Origin of the sequence: Methylobacterium sp. 285MFTsu5.1 (assembly GCF_000383455.1) — a bacterium.
Lineage (GTDB): Bacteria > Pseudomonadota > Alphaproteobacteria > Rhizobiales > Beijerinckiaceae > Methylobacterium.
This window is the reverse complement of sequence record NZ_KB911274.1, coordinates 142,475-160,630: the sequence shown is the minus strand read 5'-3', so window position 1 is coordinate 160,630 and position 18,156 is coordinate 142,475. Positions and strand designations below refer to the sequence as shown.

15 protein-coding genes are annotated in these 18,156 nt (G+C 73.0%); 10 read left to right on the top strand and 5 right to left on the bottom strand.

Going from position 1 to position 18,156, the window contains the following annotated elements:
* Nucleotides 1-176 precede the first annotated feature (176 nt).
* The 5 genes from H288_RS0110915 (at nucleotide 177) to H288_RS0110895 (ending at nucleotide 7,707) form a co-directional block, all read left to right on the top strand.
* Nucleotides 177-3,311 (top strand): rhamnan synthesis F family protein, encoded by a 3,135-nt coding sequence (locus tag H288_RS0110915; RefSeq protein WP_026604845.1) that lies wholly within the window; start codon nucleotides 177-179, stop codon nucleotides 3,309-3,311.
* Nucleotides 3,312-3,330: 19 nt separating this feature from the next.
* Nucleotides 3,331-4,863: a glycosyltransferase gene (locus H288_RS0110910; RefSeq protein ID WP_026604844.1), complete on the top strand. Its 1,533-nt coding sequence runs from the start codon at nucleotides 3,331-3,333 to the stop codon at nucleotides 4,861-4,863.
* Nucleotides 4,864-4,995: 132 nt separating this feature from the next.
* Nucleotides 4,996-5,499 carry a cupin domain-containing protein gene (locus H288_RS0110905; protein ID WP_020092621.1) on the top strand — a complete coding sequence of 168 codons (504 nt, stop codon included), beginning with the start codon at nucleotides 4,996-4,998 and terminating at the stop codon, nucleotides 5,497-5,499.
* 133 nt (nucleotides 5,500-5,632) lie between these two features.
* Nucleotides 5,633-6,679, top strand: a complete 1,047-nt coding sequence (locus H288_RS0110900; RefSeq protein WP_020092620.1) for an acyltransferase — start codon at nucleotides 5,633-5,635, stop codon at nucleotides 6,677-6,679.
* A gap of 74 nt (nucleotides 6,680-6,753) precedes the next feature.
* Complete coding sequence (locus H288_RS0110895) at nucleotides 6,754-7,707, top strand: phosphatase PAP2 family protein (protein WP_020092619.1); 954 nt, start codon at nucleotides 6,754-6,756, stop codon at nucleotides 7,705-7,707.
* 21 nt (nucleotides 7,708-7,728) lie between these two features.
* On the opposite strand, the gene H288_RS0110890 is transcribed toward H288_RS0110895, so the two are convergent.
* A complete protein-coding gene (locus H288_RS0110890) occupies nucleotides 7,729-8,994 on the bottom strand; it encodes an FAD-dependent monooxygenase (RefSeq protein ID WP_020092618.1) in 1,266 nt (421 codons plus the stop codon).
* Nucleotides 8,995-9,092: 98 nt separating this feature from the next.
* On the opposite strand from H288_RS0110890, the gene tesB reads away from it, so the two are divergent.
* The 3 genes from tesB to H288_RS0110875 all read left to right on the top strand — a co-directional run bounded on the left by tesB (nucleotide 9,093) and on the right by H288_RS0110875 (nucleotide 12,212).
* Nucleotides 9,093-9,992 (top strand): acyl-CoA thioesterase II, encoded by a 900-nt coding sequence (gene tesB, locus H288_RS0110885; RefSeq protein WP_020092617.1) that lies wholly within the window; start codon nucleotides 9,093-9,095, stop codon nucleotides 9,990-9,992.
* A 300-nt stretch (nucleotides 9,993-10,292) separates the two neighbouring features.
* Entirely contained in the window at nucleotides 10,293-10,631 is a 339-nt protein-coding gene (locus tag H288_RS0110880; protein WP_010683623.1) for a P-II family nitrogen regulator, read from the top strand.
* An 81-nt stretch (nucleotides 10,632-10,712) separates the two neighbouring features.
* On the top strand, nucleotides 10,713-12,212 hold the full coding sequence (locus H288_RS0110875) for an ammonium transporter (protein ID WP_026604842.1): 1,500 nt from the start codon (nucleotides 10,713-10,715) through the stop codon (nucleotides 12,210-12,212).
* Nucleotides 12,213-12,425: 213 nt separating this feature from the next.
* Here the strand turns inward: H288_RS0110875 and H288_RS0110870 are convergent, their stop codons facing one another.
* On the bottom strand, nucleotides 12,426-13,595 hold the full coding sequence (locus H288_RS0110870) for a phosphoserine transaminase (protein ID WP_020092614.1): 1,170 nt from the start codon (nucleotides 13,593-13,595) through the stop codon (nucleotides 12,426-12,428).
* Nucleotides 13,596-13,946: 351 nt separating this feature from the next.
* Nucleotides 13,947-14,711, bottom strand: a complete 765-nt coding sequence (trmD, locus tag H288_RS0110865; RefSeq protein ID WP_020092613.1) for a tRNA (guanosine(37)-N1)-methyltransferase TrmD — start codon at nucleotides 14,709-14,711, stop codon at nucleotides 13,947-13,949.
* Between the two features lie 75 nt (nucleotides 14,712-14,786).
* On the opposite strand from trmD, the gene H288_RS0110860 reads away from it, so the two are divergent.
* Entirely contained in the window at nucleotides 14,787-15,521 is a 735-nt protein-coding gene (locus H288_RS0110860) for a methyltransferase domain-containing protein (RefSeq protein ID WP_020092612.1), read from the top strand.
* Between the two features lie 7 nt (nucleotides 15,522-15,528).
* Here the strand turns inward: H288_RS0110860 and H288_RS0110855 are convergent, their stop codons facing one another.
* Nucleotides 15,529-16,662, bottom strand: a complete 1,134-nt coding sequence (locus H288_RS0110855; RefSeq protein WP_051123736.1) for an aromatic ring-hydroxylating dioxygenase subunit alpha — start codon at nucleotides 16,660-16,662, stop codon at nucleotides 15,529-15,531.
* A 340-nt stretch (nucleotides 16,663-17,002) separates the two neighbouring features.
* Nucleotides 17,003-17,632, bottom strand: coding sequence for a hypothetical protein (locus tag H288_RS0110850; protein WP_020092610.1), 630 nt, complete (start codon nucleotides 17,630-17,632; stop codon nucleotides 17,003-17,005).
* Between the two features lie 300 nt (nucleotides 17,633-17,932).
* Between H288_RS0110850 and H288_RS0110845 the strand changes: the two genes are divergently transcribed.
* Nucleotides 17,933-18,151, top strand: coding sequence for a glutathione S-transferase (locus H288_RS0110845; protein ID WP_026604841.1), 219 nt, complete (start codon nucleotides 17,933-17,935; stop codon nucleotides 18,149-18,151).
* Nucleotides 18,152-18,156 lie beyond the last annotated feature (5 nt).

Here is an 18,156-nt window from a genome sequence, read left to right as displayed (position 1 = left end):
ATGGGTCGGACGCCGATCCCGCCCCGCTCTTGGCGTGGGCGACCCGGACCTTTAGGAAGGCGCCCAAGCCGGGGCGATCCTCACCCGCGACCGCCGGACCGGCCGAACCCTCTGATGTCTCTCGCGGATCGCGGCGTGGGCAGCTTTGCGGGCTTCCCGCGTATCCGGACCTGACCATGCGCCTTCGAGATGTGTTCGTCGTCGGATCGTCGGAGAAGGCCGGCCTCGCAGGCGCGGCGCAGTCCCTCGCGCGCCCGCTGACCCGGCGCCTCAAGGGCCGCCGCCGCACCGAACCCCGCCAGGCGGACCTCGTCCGCGCGGTCAAGGAATCCGGCCTGTTCGACCCGGCCTGGTACGCGAGGCGCTACCCCGACGTGGTCGGCGAGGGGATCGATCCGGCGGTGCACTACGCGGTCCACGGCGGGCGCGAGGGGCGCTGGCCGCACCCGCTCTTCCACGGCGACCTCTACCTCGACTCCGTCCCGGGCCTCCGGGCCGAGGGCACCAACCCGCTGCTCCACTACCTCGACCGCGGCGCCGCGGCGGGCATCCGCCCCAACCCGCTGTTCGACCCGGACTGGTACGCGACGCGCTACCTCGGCGGCGCGGAGCACCGCGCCTGGGCGTTCTCCGACTTCCTGTCGCGGGGCGACACCGACCCGTCGCCTCAGTTCGACACCGCCTGGTACTTGTCCCGCTACCCGGATGCCCGCGCGGCCGGCGGCAACGCGCTGAGCCACTTCTTCGAGACCGGCCGGAAGCAGGGCTACCTGCGCAACCCGGAGGAGTTCGCCGGCCTGTCGCGGCACGTCGACCTGATCCGGCGGTCGGGGCTCTTCGACGCCGCGTTCTACCGCGAGCGCTGCCCCGAGGCCGAGACCAGCGGGCTCGAGCCCCTGGAGCACTACGTGATGGCCGGCGGCTACCGCCGCTACGCGCCCCACCCGCTGTTCGATCCCGACTGGTACGCGGCCCAGTCCGCCGCGGTGCGGGCCGACAGCCTCAACCCGCTGGTCCATTACCTGGAGCACGGCGCCGCCGAGGGCCTCGACCCGGGGCCCTGGTTCGCCACGCGCTGGTACACCGAGACCTACCTTGAAGACGACGCGGCCGGGCAGAACCCGCTGGCGCATTTCCTCGCCGATGGCGGGCGCACGACGAGCCCGTCGCCGCGCTTCGACGCGCCCTGGTACCGCGCCCGCTACCCGAAGGTCGCGGCGCTGGGCCTCAACCCGCTGATCGACTACGTCACCACCGGCCTGGAGGCGGGCCGCCTGACCCGCCGCGTCCCCGGGGCCGCGGTGCCGGAAGCCTCCGACGCGCGCCTCTCCTGCCTGAAGCGCGAGCCCCGGCGGCACGGCCGCACGGCCCTGTTCATCACACACTGCCCCGAGGGGCGGATCCGCGGCCACGTCGAGCCCTACCTCAAGGCCTTCGCGGAGAACGGGACCGACCTCGTCCTGATCATCGCCGCCGACCAGCACAAGAACGCCGTGCCGCAGGCGATCCTGGATCTCTGCGCCTCGGTCTACCTGCGCGAGAACAGCGGCTTCGACTTCGCCGCCTGGGCGCATGTCCTCCTGGAGGACACCGACCTCCTCGATTCCGAGACGCTCTACCTCGCCAACGACAGCCTCGTCGGCCCCCTCGACCGCGACGACTTCGCCGGCCTGCTCGCGAAGATCGACGCCTTCCCGGAGGCGGTAATCGGCCTCGCCGACAATTTCTACTACAGCCACCACCTCCAGAGCTTCTTCCTGGCCCTGAAGCGGCGCTGCCTGTCCTCGTACGCGTTCAGCCACTTCCTCCTGTCGGTGGCGAACTGGCCGGACAAGAACGCGGTCATCACCGAGTACGAGCTGACCTTCTCGCAGCGGATGCGGGCGGCCGGGCTCGGGATGCGCAGCCTGTTCTCGGCCCAGAACAAGCACATGTCGCTGGTCAACGACCCGCGCAACAACCGCACCCTGTTCGACTGGGAGAACATGCTCAGCCAGGGCTTCCCGTTCGTGAAGCGCTCGCTGCTGGGCGAGCACGCCGCGATCGGCGGGGCGGCGGTGCGGGAGGCGATCGCCGAGCGCGGCTTCGACCTCGACCGGCTCGACGTGACCTACACGTATCCGGGCGCCAAGATCTGGGCCGACCTGCGCCGGCCCCGGGCGCCGGAGCGGCCGCTGCGCGTCGCCTACGTCTCGCCGATGAACTACGCCAACGGCCTCGGCGTCGCGGCCCGCAGCTACGCCCGCGCCCTGCATCGGACCCCCTTCGCGCTGAACGTCCACCCGATGGAGCGGCCGTTCCACGTCCACGCCCGGGTGGCGCCGGCGTGGCAGGCCCGGACCTTCTCGGGCCCCGCCGACGTCGCGCTGGTCCATTTCAACGGCGACAGCTGGCACTCGCTGATGAGCGACCGGCAGCGGGCGATCGCCGCCGAGGCGCGGCTGAAGATCGGGCTGTTCGTCTGGGAGACCTCGCACGTGCCCGGGGGCTGGCTGCCGACCGTCGACGGCCTCGACGCGATCTGGGCGCCCACGGAGTTCTGCGCGGCGATCTTCCGGCAGATCACCGACATCCCGGTCGACGTCGTGCCCTACGTGGTCGAGAACGAGGCCGGCGAGCCGGTGAGCGCCGCCGCCAAGGCGAACCTGCGCAAGGCCTTCGCGATCGACCCGTCCAAGCGGGTGATCCTCTACGCCTTTGACGGCTCCAGCTACCTCGCCCGCAAGAATCCGCACGCGCTGATCCGGGCCTTCCGGGCGGCGGGTCTCGGGCAGGCCGGCTGGCAGCTCGTGCTCAAGACCAAGCACGTGTTCGACCTGCCCGAGGAGGGCAAGAAGCTCCTCGACCTCGTGGGCACGTCCGGCGACGTCGTGGTGATCGACCAGCCGCTCTCCCAGAACGAGCTCGGCGCGCTGTTCGATCTCTGCGCAATCTACGCGTCGTCGCACTCCTCGGAGGGCTTCGGCCTGACGATCGCCGAAGCGATGGAGATGGGCAAGGTCGTGGTCGCCACCGATTACGGCGGCTGCCGCGACTTCCTCGACGCCACCTGCGGCTTCCCCGTGAAGGCCGAGGTCACGGCCCTCGACCAGACCTACGGCCCGTACCTGCGCGGCGCCGAGTGGGGCCAGGTGGACGAGGCGGACCTGACCCGGGCCCTCAACGACGCCGCCCGGGCGGTGACCGGCGGCGACGCGGCCCGGATCGGCGCCGCCGCCCGGGCGCGCATCCGCGAGCGCCTGTCCATCGGCGCGGTGGCGCGGGCCATGGAGGCGAGCCTGACCCGCCTCCTGGCCGCCGAACGGTCCTGAATCCCCGGAGACGCGACCCGTGTTGAAGAAGAAGCCGGTCCCGGCCCCGTCGGCCTCGTGGGGCACGCTCCCGTGGCCGGACGCGATCCTGCCGCTGCCCCTCGACGGGCAGCTCCGTCCCCTCGACGAGCGCCGGCTCGCCCAGGTCGCTTCCGGCCAGTTCCCCGCCTGCCGGGCGATCTTCGTCGCGCCCGCGGCCTCCGAGCTGCGCCCCGACCTCGCGGCGCACCTGACGCGCGCGCTGGCGGAGCGGCCCGATATCGGCATCTTCTACGGCGACGACGCCGTGGTGGACGGCGCCGGCCAGGTCCGCAGCGTCCACTGCAAGCCGGCCTTCAACCCGGCCCTCCTGATGGCCGACGACTTTATCGGCTTCCCGCTGCTGATCCGCGTCTCGGCCCTGGCCGGCCTGAGCCCCGATTTCGGCCTGCGCCACGGCAGCGCCGCGTGGTTCCGATTCCTGCTCGGCGCGATCTCCGCGGGGATCGGCATCGACCGGATCCCCCAGACCCTGATCGCCTCGCCGCTGGAGCGCCCGAAGGCGACGCGCACGGCGCGCGCCCACGCCCTCGACCGCTGGTTCGAGGCCTCGGGCATGCCGCTGCGCACCGCCCCGGGGCTGACCCCGGACACGCTGGAGATCCGCCGGAGCTTCGACGCGCGGCCGGCCGTGACCCTGGTCGTGCCGACCAACCAGAGCCGCCCGAAGGACGATCAGGGCCGCGCCGTCGAGGGCGCGAAGCCCCACGTGATCAACCTGCTCGACAGTCTCGGCCGCAGCACCTACCCGGCCGACCGGATCCGCGTGCTGATCGGCGACGACGTGGCCGACGACGCGATCTACCGCGGCCGCTCCGACCGCTTCACCGTGACCCGCCTGCTGACGACCCGGGCGCCGGGCGAGCGGTTCAACTACGCGGCCAAGATGAACACCCTCTGGCGCGCGGCCGAGACCGACCTCGTCATCCTGATGAACGACGACCTCGTCGTGCGCCGCCCCGGCTGGATCGAGGCGCTCCTGACCTTCGCGCTGGACCGCGGCGTCGGCGGCGCCGGCGGCCGGCTGCTGTTCCCCACCGGCAAGATCCAGCATGCCGGCATGACCGGCGGCATCTTCGACGTGTTCGCCCACCCCTGGTACAACCGGGACGCGGCCGAGCCGACCTACGGCGACTGGGCCCTGACGCAGCGCGACTGCTCGGCGGTGACCGGGGCGCTCTTCGCCACCCGCAAGGCGGTGCTCGAGGCGGTCAACGGCTTCGACGAGGGCTTCGCCCTCGACTTCAACGACGTCGACCTGTGCCTGAAGATGCGGCAGCTCGGCTACCGCATCGTCTACACGCCCTTCGCCGAGCTGGCGCACCACGAGAGCGCCTCGCGGCAGACCAGCTTCGCGCCGGGCTCGCAGATCGCCCGCTTCCTGCGCCGCTGGGGTGACGTCATCGCGGAGGATCCGGCCTACAGCCCGCAGCTGCGCATCGACACCGACGTGGTCGCCCCGCGGGCCGACGCGACGCGCTGGATCGCGGAGCGCCGGGCGGACGCCGCCTGAGCGGCCGGCGCGCCCGGGTTAAGCTAAACGCGCGAAGTTCGGCGCGGCGGCCTGGAACGGGGCAGTCCGAGCCTCTACCCATCGTGGCGGATGCGCGGACGGAACCGTCCGCGCCGGGGTGGGGAGCCCGACGTGAAGAAGCCGCTCACCGCCGCCGCCCTCCTCGTCGGCCTCGCCCTGGTCGGCCTCGCGGCGGAGATCCGGCTGCACGAGCGGGGCCGTCCCGTCGCCAGCACGGCGGTCCGGTCGGGCGGCGCCGCCTTCGCCCCGGCGCCGATCCCGGCGGACTGGGTCGTCTCCGGCGACCCCGTCACCGAGGTCGCGGAGGTCTCGCAGACCCATGACGGCAGCGCTCAGGTCTACCTCTGGCGCACCACGGCCAGCACGTTCCGCTGGACCCACCACGCCGACGAGATCATCACCATCCTCGACGGCGAGGTCTTCGTCACCGACGCCGACGGCAGCCGCCACCACCTGACGCCGGGCGACGTGGCGCATTTCCCGGTCGGGTCCGTCCAGCTCTGGGAGGTGCCGAGGACGCTCCTGAAATCGGCGATCCTCAAGCACCGCAGCCCGACCCTCGTCGAGGCGTCCCTGCGGTGGCTGCGCCGAGCGCGGGCGCTCGTCGCCGGCTGAGGCGCGGGCGCCGGCGGCGTCCGCCGCGCCGCGCCGACGAGGCGTAATCTAGGTTGAATCCCGCGATCCGGTGACACGGCTTGCTAAGGCTCGGCGCGGCATCATCGGCGCTCCGACGCCGCGAACCGACCCGATGCCCCCACCCCGCGACCTGCAGCTCGACGCCGCGCGCGGCCTCGCCGTGCTGCTGGTCCTGTCCGGCCACCTGCTGCAGCCCGTCTTCTACGGCCCGTCGGGGCCGGAGCCGGGACCGGCCCTCGCGGTCTGGCGGGTCATCTACGCCTTCCACATGCCGTTCTTCTTCCTGCTCTGCGGGATGGTCGACCGGATCAAGGGCGAGGCGAAACTCGGCGAAGCCTGCCGCTCCGCGCTGCGGCTCGTGGCGGTGACGCTGGCGTTCGGCACCCTCGCGCTGGTGCCCCAGGCCCTCGCCGGCACCCTGTCGCCCGGGGACGCGCTGGGCGACGCGCTGTGCGGCCGCGACTTCGGTCTGGGCGTGCTCTGGTTCCTGGTCGCCCTGGGGCTTGTACGGGTGATCGACGCCGCGGCGCGCGCGGCGACCTTCCCGGGCGGCTACTGGATCGTCCTGGGCGGCGCCCTGGCCCTGTCATGGACCTGCAGCGCGCGGGCGTTCCCGTACTGGCAGGTCCACGCGCTCGTGGGCGCCCTGCCGTTCTACGTCGCGGGCCTGAGGCTCGGGCCACGGGCGTTCGACGTGTCGGCGCTGCTCGGCGCCTGCGGCCTCGCCGTGCTCCTGCTCTGCGCGCCGCGGAACTTCGTCCACGTCGCGACCGGGCAGTACGGCGACCCGGCGCTGTTCGCCGTGACGGCCGCGGCGGGCTCGGCGTTCGCGCTGGCGATCGTCGGCCGGCTGCGCGGCCCGTCGCGCGCCGCGGCGGCCGTGTTGGGGCGGGCGAGCTTCGAACTCTACATCGTCAGCGGCGTCTTCCTCCTCCTGGCGCCGCACTGGCCCGCCTGGGACCGGTGGGACGGCCTGGTGCTGCTCGCCGCAATCGGCCTGCCCCTGCACCTGATCGCGGCTCGCGGGCTGCGCGGGCCGATCCGGGCCGTCCGCGCGGCCGCCGACAGTGTTGTCGACAGCGCGGTCGACGGCTTGGTCGACGGGCTCGCCGGCCGCCGGCGTCGCGCGCGGCCGGGCTTGTCCGGGGCGGATCCTTAAGACTTGTGCGGGACGATCCGCCGGCATTCCGGCCGCAAGACCCTCGATGACAGCGCCACACGCCAGGGGGCCCGATGTTCGCTGAGCGCCCGCGCGGCGGCGTCGGCGCGTGGCCCCTCATCGCCGCCACGCTGGTCGCCACGATCGTCTGGATGGCGGTCGCCGGGCTGCACTTCGCCTGGGACAGCGCCCTCGTCACCCTCGCGGCCTGCGGCGGGCTCGAGGTCCTGGCGCAGGTCTACCGCACGCGACGCCCCGAGCCGCGCATCGCCGCGACGCTCAGCGCGCTGGCGCAGGTCATCGCCTTCAGCGCCTGCGCGGCCGCGCTGTCGTACACCGTCGCGAGCACCGGCGGCCCGCTCTGGGATTCGACCTTCGACGCCTGGGACCGGCGGCTCGGCCTGGACTGGCGTGCCTACCTGGCCTTCGTGGACGGCCATCCGCGGCTCGGGCTGGCGCTCTCGCTGGCCTACCGGAGCCTGATCCTGCAGACCATGCTGGCGGTCATCCTGCTGGGCTTCAGCGGCCGGCTGCGGGCCCTGCGGGACTTCGTCCTGGCCTTCGCCCTCGCCGGCACGGTGACGGTCCTGATCTCGGCGCTGACGCCGGCCCTGGCGAACTTCGTGTACCTGGGCCTGTCCCCGGCGGACTTCCCCAACCTGCACCCGGCCGCGTCCTACGTCCACGTCGCGGACCTGACCGGCCTGCGCGACGGCACGCTCCGGACGATCTCCCTCGACCACGTCGAAGGCATCATCACGTTCCCGAGCTTCCACGCGGCGCTGGGCGCCCTCTACATCTGGGCCTTCTGGCACCTGCGCGCGGCCCAGATCCCGGCCCTCCTCGTCAACGTCCTCCTCATCGCCGCCACGCCGATCGACGGCGGCCACTACTTCGTCGACGTGATCGCCGGGCTGGTCATCGCCGTCCTGGCGATCTGCGCCGCGCGGGCGCTCGGGCGGCGGTGGGCCGCGGACGCGCCCAGTCCCGGAGCGCCCGAGGGCGGACCCGCACCCGGGCGGGCCTGACGCGCGCGGCCCGCGGGCACCTCAGAGCGGCTCGCCTCGCATCAGCCGGGGCCGCGAGTCGCGCGCGGCCGCGGCCTCGCCGATGAAGAAGCGCTTGAGCCCCGGCAGCCGGTCCACGATCCCGAGGCCGAGGTCGCGGGCGAGGCGCAGCGGCAGGGCGTCGTTCGAGAACAGCCGGTTCAGCCCGTCGGTGGCCGCCGCCATGGCGAAGCTGTCGAAGCGCCGGGCGCGCTCGTAGGCGCGCAGCACGTCGGGGCTGCCGGGATCGAGGCCGAGGCGCAGCGCGCCGGTCACGGATTCGGCCAGCGCCGCGGCGTCCGCGAGCCCGAGATTGAGGCCCTGGCCGGCGATCGGGTGGATCACGTGCGCCGCGTCGCCCAGCAGGGCGAGGCGCTCGGCGCGGAAGGCGCGGGCGATGCCGAAGGCGAGGGGGTGACGGCTGGGGCCGTGCTCCAGCGCGAGCGCGCCGAGATCCAGGGTGAACCGGCGCTCGATCTCGGCGAGCACCTCGTCGGGGCCGCCGGAGAGCAGGGCCTCGGCGTCGTCCGACCGCTCGGTCCAGACGATTGAGGAGCGGTGCCCCAGGGAGCCGCCGTCCCGCAGCGGCAGGATCGCGAACGGGCCAGCGGGCAGGAAGTGCTCGAAGGCGCGGCCTTCGTGCGGCCGGGCGTGGCCGATCGTCGCCACGATCCCGACCTGCGGGTAGGACCAGCCGACCCAGCCGATCCGCGCGGCCTCGCGCAGCCGCGAGCGCGCGCCGTCGGCGGCCACCAGCAGGTCGCCCCGCAGGGTCTCGCCGGTGGTGAGCGCCGCGCGGATCGCGGCCCCCTCCGGCACCGCGCGCACGACCCCGGCGGCGACGATCGCGACCCCCGCCGCCCGGCAGGCCTCCGCGAGGGCCGCGGCGAACGGCTCGGCCTCGATCATGTGGGCGAAGGGCTCGCCGTCGTCGCGCTCCGCGTCCGCCTCGCGGCCGAATGTCAGGAAGACCGGCCGCACCGGGTCGGCGAGGCGGCTGTCGCTGATCACCATCTCGGTGATCGGCTCGGCCGCGGCGGCGACCCGGGCCCACAGGCCGAGGCGCTCCAGCATGCGCCGCCCGCCCGCCGCGAGGGCGTAGGCGCGGCCGCGATGCCGGGCGGGGTCGGCGGCGCCCGGGTCGATCACCGTCACGGCCAGCGCCGGCCCGTGGGCCTGCTTCAGGGCGAGGGCCAGGGCGAGGCTGGGCAGGCCGCCGCCGGCGATCAGGAGGCTGCGGCTGCCGGGGCGGGGCGTCTCGGCCGTCATCGGGGCGGATCTCCTAGGGGTCCCGCGCGGGACGCGTGGATTGGTTCGTCCGAAAAGCCTATGTCGCACGCGGGCAACGAACGGAAACCCCGCGGGTCATGACCGACGCCAACACCGACGCGATGACGGACGCCGTCGCCGAGCTGATCGCCATCCTCGACCTGGAGCGCCTGGAGGTCGACCTGTTCCGCGGCCAGAACCCCAGGACGGGCTGGCGGCGCGTCTTCGGCGGCCAGGTGGTGGCGCAGGCCCTGGTCGCCGCGACCCGGACGGTGCCGGACGACCGTCCCGCCCACTCCCTCCACGCCTACTTCATGCTGCCCGGCGACCCGCGCACGCCCATCGTCTACGAGGTCGAGCGGATCCGGGACGGGCGGAGCTTCACGACCCGCCGGGTCAAGGCGATCCAGCACGGGCGCGCGATCTTCGCCACGACGGTCTCCTATCAGGTCGTCGAGGAGGGGCTGACGCACCAGCCGGCGATGCCGGCGGTGCCCGGACCCGAGGGGCTCCTCGACGGCAAGGCCCTCGCGGCCGCCGGCGGCACCGGGATGCCGGAGGCGATCGCCGCCTATTTCGGCCGCGAGCGGCCGATCGCGCTGCGGCCGGTCGACCTGAACCGCTACCTGCCCGCCGGCGCGGGCGGGCGGGCCCCGGACCCGATCTTCAATGTCTGGCTGCGCGCGGCCTCGGCGCTGCCGGACGATCCGGCGCTGCACCGGGCCGTGCTCGCCTACGCGTCCGACATGACCCTGCTCGACGTCTCGCTGATCCCGCACGCGCGCTCGGTGTTCGACCCGACGATCCAGGCCGCGAGCCTCGACCACGCGCTCTGGTTCCATCGGCCCGTGAAGATCGACGACTGGCTGCTCTACGCCCAGGACAGCCCGGTCGCGGGCGGCGCCCGCGGCTTCGCCCGGGGCCAGATCTTCGACCGGGCCGGCAACCTCGTGGCGTCGGTGGCCCAGGAGGGTCTGATCCGCCCGACGCGGGATTAAAACGCGTTCCCGCGCGTATGTTGCCGACACGCAACGGGGCGAGATGCACGGAATTGGGCAGATTGCCTCGTCTTTGTGCGGCGTCGCGGCGCGACCTGCCCGCGATCTGGCCGCGTCGGGCTAATCGATGGGCAAAATGGCGACCGGCGAAAATGTTCCCGGCCAAGCTTGTCTGGCATAGTCCTTGAATAGCGGCCTTCGACCGCGGGTCATCCCGAGCCTGCGGACGGTCCGGGTCGGCTCGTCCCGCAGGTCGGGTGACGGCAACGGTTCCCGAGGACTTCGAAGGGGGCGTCGCCCATGAAAATCGTGATGGCCATCATCAAGCCGTTCAAGCTCGAGGAGGTGCGCGACGCGCTCACCGGAATCGGCGTGCACGGCCTGACGGTGACGGAGGTGAAGGGTTATGGCCGCCAGAAGGGCCACACCGAGATCTACCGCGGCGCGGAATACGCCGTCAGCTTCCTGCCGAAGCTGAAGATCGAGGTCGCCGTCGCCTCGGACCTGACGTCCAGCGTGATCGACGCCATCGCGGGGGCCGCGCGGACCGGCCAGATCGGCGACGGCAAGATCTTCGTGATGCCGCTGGAGAAGGCGGTGCGCATCCGGACCGGCGAGACCGACGCCGACGCTCTCTGATCCGCGGCCCGGTGCGCCCGGGCCCGCCGATCCCCAGACCTCCTGAAACACTACGGACTTGAGACCGGGAGCCACGTGCCCATGAAACTTCGTCATGCCCTCATGCTCGGCTTGGGAGGGGCGGCGATCGCCGCCCTCCTGATCGAGCCGTCCCTCGCGCAGACCCCGACACCCGAAGCCGCCTCGCCGCCGCCCTCGCCGATCCCCAACAAGGGCGACACGGCCTGGATGCTGATCTCGTCGGCCCTGGTGCTGATGATGAGCATCCCGGGCCTCGCGCTGTTCTACGGCGGCCTCGTGCGCACCAAGAACATGCTGTCGGTGCTGACTCAGGTGTTCGCGATCGTGTCGATCGTCGGCCTGCTCTGGGTGTTCTACGGCTACAGCCTCGCCTTCACCAGCGGCGGCGGCCTCAACGACTTCGTCGGCGGCCTCTCGAAGGCCTTCCTGAAGGGCGTCGACGCGAACTCGACGGTCGCGACCTTCTCGAACGGCGTCGTGATCCCGGAATACGCCTATCTGTGCTTCCAGATGACGTTCGCCATGATCACGCCCGCGCTGATCGTCGGCGCCTTCGCCGAGCGGATGAAGTTCTCCGCGCTGGTGGTGTTCACGATCCTCTGGGTCACGATCATCTACTTCCCGATGGCCCACATGGTCTGGTACTGGGCCGGCCCGGACGCCGTCGGCAACGCCGCGAAGGCGCTGGCCGCCGCCACCGACGACGCCTCGAAGGCGACCGCCCAGGCGGCCCTCGACGCGGTCAACAAGGATGCCGGCTTCCTCTTCCAGAAGGGCGCCCTCGACTTCGCGGGCGGCACGGTCGTGCACATCAACGCGGGCATCGCCGGCTTCGTCGGCTGCCTGATCATGGGCAAGCGCATCGGCTACGGCCGCGACCTGCTCGCCCCGCACTCCCTGACCATGACGATGATCGGCGCCTCGCTGCTGTGGGTCGGCTGGTTCGGCTTCAACGCCGGCTCGAACCTCGAGTCCAACGGCACCGCCGCCCTCGCCATGCTCAACACCTTCGTGGCGACCTGCGGCGCCGCGGTGGCGTGGCTGTTCGCCGAGTGGGCCCTCAAGGGCAAGCCGTCCCTGCTCGGCATGCTGTCGGGCGCGGTCGCCGGCCTCGTCGCGGTCACCCCGGCCTCCGGCTTCGCCGGCCCCATGGGCTCGATCGTGCTCGGCCTCGTCGCCGGCGTGGTCTGCTTCGTGATGTGCTCGACCGTGAAGAACGCGCTCGGCTACGACGACTCGCTGGACGTCTTCGGCGTCCACTGCGTCGGCGGCATCCTGGGCGCGCTGGCGACCGGCATCCTGGTCGACCCGAACCTCGGCGGCGTCGGCATCCCCGACTACACCTCGAAGCCGGGCGAGCTCGCGGTCGGTGCCTACGACATGATGAGCCAGCTCATCGTCCAGGCCGAGGCGGTCGGCCTGACGCTCCTGTGGTCGGGCATCGGCTCGGCGATCCTCTACAAGCTCGTCGACGTGACGATCGGCCTGCGCGTCACGCAGGAGGAGGAGCGCGAGGGTCTCGACATCGCCGATCACGGCGAGCGCGCCTACAACTACTGAGACGGAGGGCGCGGCCCCGCGGGGCCGCGTCCCCCGAACGAGAAAACCCCGGCTCCGTGAGGACCGGGGTTTTTTCGCGTCAGGCCGTCATCGCGAGCGCAGCGAAGCGACCCAGGGCAGCGCTGCGGTCGGAATCGGAGCGAAGCCCTGGATTGCTTCGCTCCGCTCGCAAAGACGATGCGGGGCGGCGACCGGGCATCGACCCCGAAGCATTCACGCCGCCCGCGTCAGCGCCGCCTTCTCCTCCGCGAAGGCCCAGTCGAGCCAGGGCGTCAGCGCTTCCAGATCCGAGGTCTCCACGGTGGCGCCGCACCAGATCCGCAGGCCCGCCGGCGCGTCGCGATAGGCGCCGATGTCGAGGGCGACACCCTCGCGGTCGAGGCGCTCGACGATCCCCGCCGCGTAGGCCGAGACCGCCGCGTCGCCGCGGGCGAGCACATCCGGATCGGCGATCACGAGGCAGACGCCCGTGTTCGAGTAGGTCGCGGGATCGGCGGCCAGCGGCGCGATCCAGGGCGTGCGCGCGACCCAGTCGTAGACGACCTTCGCGTTGGCGTCGGCCCGCGCGTGCAGCGCCTTCAGGCCGCCGATCCGCTCGGCCCAGTCCAGGGTGTCGAGGTAGTCCTCGACGGCCAGCATCGAGGGCGTGTTGATCGTGTCGCCCTTGAAGATGCCCTCGATCAGCTTGCCGTCCTTGGTGAGGCGGAAGATCTTCGGCAGGGGCCAGGACGGTGTGTGGCTCTCCAGTCGCGCCACGGCGCGGGGCGAGAGGATCAGCATGCCGTGCGCCGCCTCGCCGCCCATCACCTTCTGCCAGGAGAAGGTCACGACATCGAGCTTGTCCCAGGGCAGGGGTTGGGCGAAGGCCGCCGAGGTCGCGTCGCAGATCGTCAGGCCCTCGCGGTCGGCCGCGATCCAGTCGCCGTCCGGCACCTTCACGCCGGCCGCGGTGCCGTTCCAGGTGAAGACCACGTCGCTGTTCTTCGTGTCGATCGCCGCGAGGTCCGGCAGGATCCCGTAGGGCGTCTGGTGAATGCGCGGCGCGATCTTGAGCTGCTTCAGCGCGTCCGTGACCCACTCCTTGCCGAACGCCTCCCAGGCGGCGACCGCGACGGGCTTCGGCCCGAGCATCGTCCACATCGCCATCTCGACGGCGCCGGTGTCGGAGGCCGGCACGATGCCGATCCGGTAGTCGGACGGCACCTGCAGGACCGTGCGGGTCAGGTCGATCGCCCGGCCGAGCTTGGCCTTGCCGAGGGGGGAGCGGTGCGACCGGCCGAGGGCGGCGTCGGCCAGGGCGGCCGGGGTCCAGCCGGGGCGCTTGGCGCAGGGGCCGGAGGAGAAGTGGGGCACGCGCGGGCGCTGCGTGGGGCGGCTGGTCATGGCGGATCCATCCTTGCAGAGGGCCGCGCTCCCGGGGGAGGCGCGTCCCGGCTCGCGCATGCGCCGAAACCGGCCGGCTTGCAAGCGCCCGTCCCGGCGGCAGTCTTCGCGGCGCTGCCCCCGGTCGGGACACGGCCCCGGGCGGCGGGGAACAGTCGATTAATCCCGGCCCGTTAGCCTTAATGAGGTGCCGCGTAGCGTTTGAGGTGCGCCGATGACTTTCCACAGCGCCGCGATATTGGCGGTCTGGTCCGTTCTACTCTTGGTTATTGGGGCCTTAATTCCCCGCCTCCTGCAGGCGAGCCGGACACCGCGGCTGGTGCCGCAGCCGCTGCGGCTCGACCCGCCGGATTACGACCGCGACGGCCCGGTGATCGACCTCGAGCCGGCCTGACCGGGGCTGCCCCCGGGGCGCAGGTCCGGGCGCCGCTCGGCGGTGATCCGCTCGGCCTCCGCCCGCCGCCAGCGGGCGATGGCGGCGTGGTTGCCGCCGGAGAGGACGTCCGGGATCGCGCGGCCCTCCCAGTCGCGGGGGCGCGTGTAGTGCGGGTACTCGAGGAGCCCGCCCTCGAAGCTCTCCTCGACGCCGGATTCCACCTTGCCCATCACGCCGGGCAGCAGGCGCACGCAGGCGTCCAGAACCACCAGCGCGGCGATCTCGCCGCCGGACAGCACGTAGTCGCCGATCGAGACCTCCTCCAGGCCGCGCCCGGCGATGACGCGCTCGTCGACGCCCTCGAAGCGGCCGCAGACGATCAGCGCGCCCGGTCCCGCCGCGAGGTCGCGCACGCGGGCCTGGGTGAGCGGCCGGCCGCGGGGCGACATCAGCAGGCGCGGGCGCGGGTCGTCGGCCCCGGTCGCGGCGTCGTAAGTCGCGGCGTCGATGGCGGCGCCGAGCACGTCGCAGCGCAGGACCATCCCGGCCCCGCCGCCGGCCGGCGTGTCGTCCACCGAGCGGTGGCGGCCGAGGCCGTGCGCGCGGATGTTGCGGGCCTCCAGGGTCCAGTCGCCCCGCGCCAGGGCGTCGCCCGACAGGGACACGCCCAGCGGGCCCGGGAACATCTCCGGGTAGAGGGTGAGGATCGTGGCCCGCCAGGGCGTGTCCGCGCGCGTCATGGCGCTTGATGGCGCGCGGGGTGCGGCACGGTCAACGGGCCCGGCACCGTCGGCGCGCCCCGCGGGTTGTCGGCCATGATCTGCGCCCTCGCCCTCCTCGCGGCCGCTGCCGCCACCGCCGCCCTGGCCGGCCCGGCCCGCGCCGCCGAGCCGCTGGCGCCCCTGGGCGCGCCCGCCGCCGCCTTCCCCAGGCCCGACCGGCCCGTGGCCGAGATCGTCGCGCCGCGCTGGTCCTCGGAGGCCGAGCGCGACAGGGCGGGCGAGTTCGAGCAGGTGGCCGAGGGGATGGGCATCGCGCCCGGCGAGACGGTGGCGGATATCGGCGCCGGCAGCGGCTACTACGCGGTGCGGTTGAGCCCTCGGGTCGGGCCGCGGGGCCGCGTGCTCGCCGAGGACGTGACGCCGTCCTACCTGGCGGCCTTAGAGAAGCGGGTGAAGGCGCTCGGGAACGTCACGGTCGTGCGCGGCGAGCCGCACGACCCGCGCCTGCCCCCGGCCTCGGTGGACGCGGCGATCCTCGTCCACATGTACCACGAGATCACCCAGCCCTTCGGCCTGCTCCACAACCTCGCCGCCGCGATGCGCCCGGGCGCCCGGGTCGGGATCGTCGACGCCGACGCGATCCCGTCGCGGCACGGCACGCCGCCGGCGCTCCTGCGCTGCGAGCTCGCCGCCGCGGGCTACCGGGAGACCGGCTTCCGGCCGCTCGCGGACGGGGCCTACCTGGCAATCTTCGCGGCCCCCGCCCCGGAGGCGCGCCCGCGGCCGGAGACGGTCCGGCCCTGCCGCGACGACTCGACGGCGCGGTAGCGGCACCTCAGGAGCGCCAGCGCAGCTCGCGGCGCTCCAGCGGGTTGACGAACGGGCGCCCGTCGCGGGCCGATTCCAGGGCCTCGCGCTTCAGCCGGAAATACCATTGCGAGGGCAGGTCGCCCTGGCCGAACAGCACCATGGTGGGCTTGCGGTCGAGCCCGTCCTGCGCGTGCTGGAGCACCTGCTGGTCCTGGGTCAGGAACTGCCGCATCAGCGGGCGCGCGACCGGCTTGAGCAGGTTCAGGGCCGGCATGCTCCAGTAGAGGGCGTTGGTGAGCAGCGTCCGGTCCGGCGTCAGCGGCGTCGCGAAGGTGTAGTTCGCCACCCGCTTCTCCCCCGCGCGGATGCGCTCCAGCCGCACGCCGGGCAGGCGGAACTCGATCTCGACCTCGGGGATGCCGCCGAGCAGGCGGTAGACCGGCGAGCTCGTCGTGGTCGCGTGGCTCGTCATCACGAAGCCGTGCGGCACCGGCTGGAAGGTCTTCACCTTCTCGCGGAGCTGCTTCGAGGGCCGGAACCACCACGAATCGTGGACGAAGGCGACGTGCCCGGGATCGACGAGGCTCAGCGTCGTCAAGTCGAAGGAGGCCTCGACCTCCAGCTCGACCACGAGGGATCCGGCGGGCTCGAAATCCAGCGCCGGCACCTCCGGCACCGCGCCGGCGGCCGGGCCGAGATGCGGGTTGACCCAGAGGAAGCCGGCGCTCTCCCGCACGGGGAAGCGCTGCACCTGGATGCGCGAGAAGTCGGCGGCGTCGTGCTCCGACAGGGTCGGGACGTCGCGGCAGCGCCCGTCGGTGCCGAAGCGCCAGCCGTGGAACGGGCACATCAGGGTGTCGCCGTCGAACCGGCCCTTCGACAGGGCCATGCCGCGGTGAGGGCAGCGGTCGCGCAGCGCGAAGGGCGCGCCGTCGGGGGCGCGGCCCAGGACGATCTGCTCGCCGTTCAGCGCCACAGCCCGCAGGGCCGACCGGCCGCCCACCCTGCCGAGGCTCCGGGACTGCCCGACGCAGTACCACGCGTTGCCGAGCGGCTGGCGCATCGCGTCGGGATCGAGCGCGGCCTCGTCGGCGGGGCGCGGCGGGTTGGCGAAGGGCGCGTTCAAGGCGGTTCGGGCAGACCTCGGGGCGCCCGTCATACGCCCGGCCGCCGGGACGGGGAAGCGCCGGGCCGGGGAGGACAAACGGGCGCAGGCGCGGGGCTTCACAAGCCGGGCGCGGCCACCTACCTTCGCCTCACCCGCAACCAACGAAAGGAGGTGATCCAGTGTCTCATTGTCATCAGCCGTGTGTCTCGGCTCATCGGACCTGGACCGTCGCCTCCGGCGCGTCGCTCTAAGACGCGTCAGAGACCCGATCTCGGGACAGTTCCGCCGGACAACACGGTTCGGCAATGGAAGGGCCACCCTCTCGGGTGGCCCTTCGGCGTTTCAGGGTCCGGACATGCGGTCGGCGCCGCTCAGCGCCGCTCAGCGCCGCTCAGCGCCGCTGGGACTGGAACAGCGGCTGGGCCAGCGCCTCGGTCCGGGCGCGCCACAGGTCGCGCTCCTCGCGCAGGGCGTCGCGCTCGCCGGCCAGGGTCAGCCGCTCGGCCCGCAGGGCGTCCCGCTCGGCGATCGCCCGGTCGCGCTCGGCGCGCAGCTCCTCGCGCTCGGCCCGGAAGCGCTCCCGCTCGCCGCGGAACTCCTCGCGCTCGACGCGGACGTCCTCCTGCTCGGCCCGGAGATCCTCCAGGGAGCCGATCTCGTCGCGGATATGCTCACGGAGCGTCCGGATCTCGTCGGCCAGGATGGTCTGCAGCTCGTCCTGGCGCTCGGCCTCGACGCGGAGCCTGGCCTTCAGCATCAGGTTCTCGGCCATCAGCTCGGCGATGTCGGGATCCTCGGCGGCGGCCCGCGGCGCCTCGGGGGCCGGGACGACGCGGGGCGACCACGCCGTCTCCCCGCCGCGAGGCCGCTTCGCCTCGGGCAGGGTCTCCTCGGGCCGGGCATCGCCGCGGGCCTCGGCCGGCGCCTGGGCCTTCATCGCCGTCAGCCAGTCGCGGAGCGGACCGGTCGCGGGAAAGCTGCCGGACTCGGTCGGCGAGTGAGAGCGGGCGGGTTCCGACATCGGCGGGCGTCCTGATCGAATATGGCCCGAAGACAATCCCAACATGCTTAACGATCGGTAAAAGTTAACACCGATCGGCGGCCCGTTTCGGCACCGCCGCGGCGCCGGGCCGGCCGAAAAATTGACTTTCCGGCCGGCTGCCGCTACGCCCCGGCCTCCCGATCCGTAGCAGATCGACCGATGCCAAGCCGACCGGTCCCGCGAGGCCGGAGGTCAACGCCCGACAGCGCGTCCGCGCCCTCGGGCGCGATGGGCGTTGGCCGATATGCGAGGACGGGATCCGCCGGCCGAGGCACCCGCATGACGCGAGATCAAGAAGCGTTGAAGATCGAGGACGCGATCAACGAGACCTGCCCGTGGTCGGGCAAGCCGATCTCGGCGGACTCGCTGACGCTCTACAACGGCGCCGTGGTGGGCTTCTGCAACCCGGACTGCCGGGACAAGTTCGCCAAGGCTGTGCGCGGCTTCGAGGCCGCCCTCCAGGCGCGCCGCGTCGAGCGCGCCGGGCTCGAGCAGTAACGGCG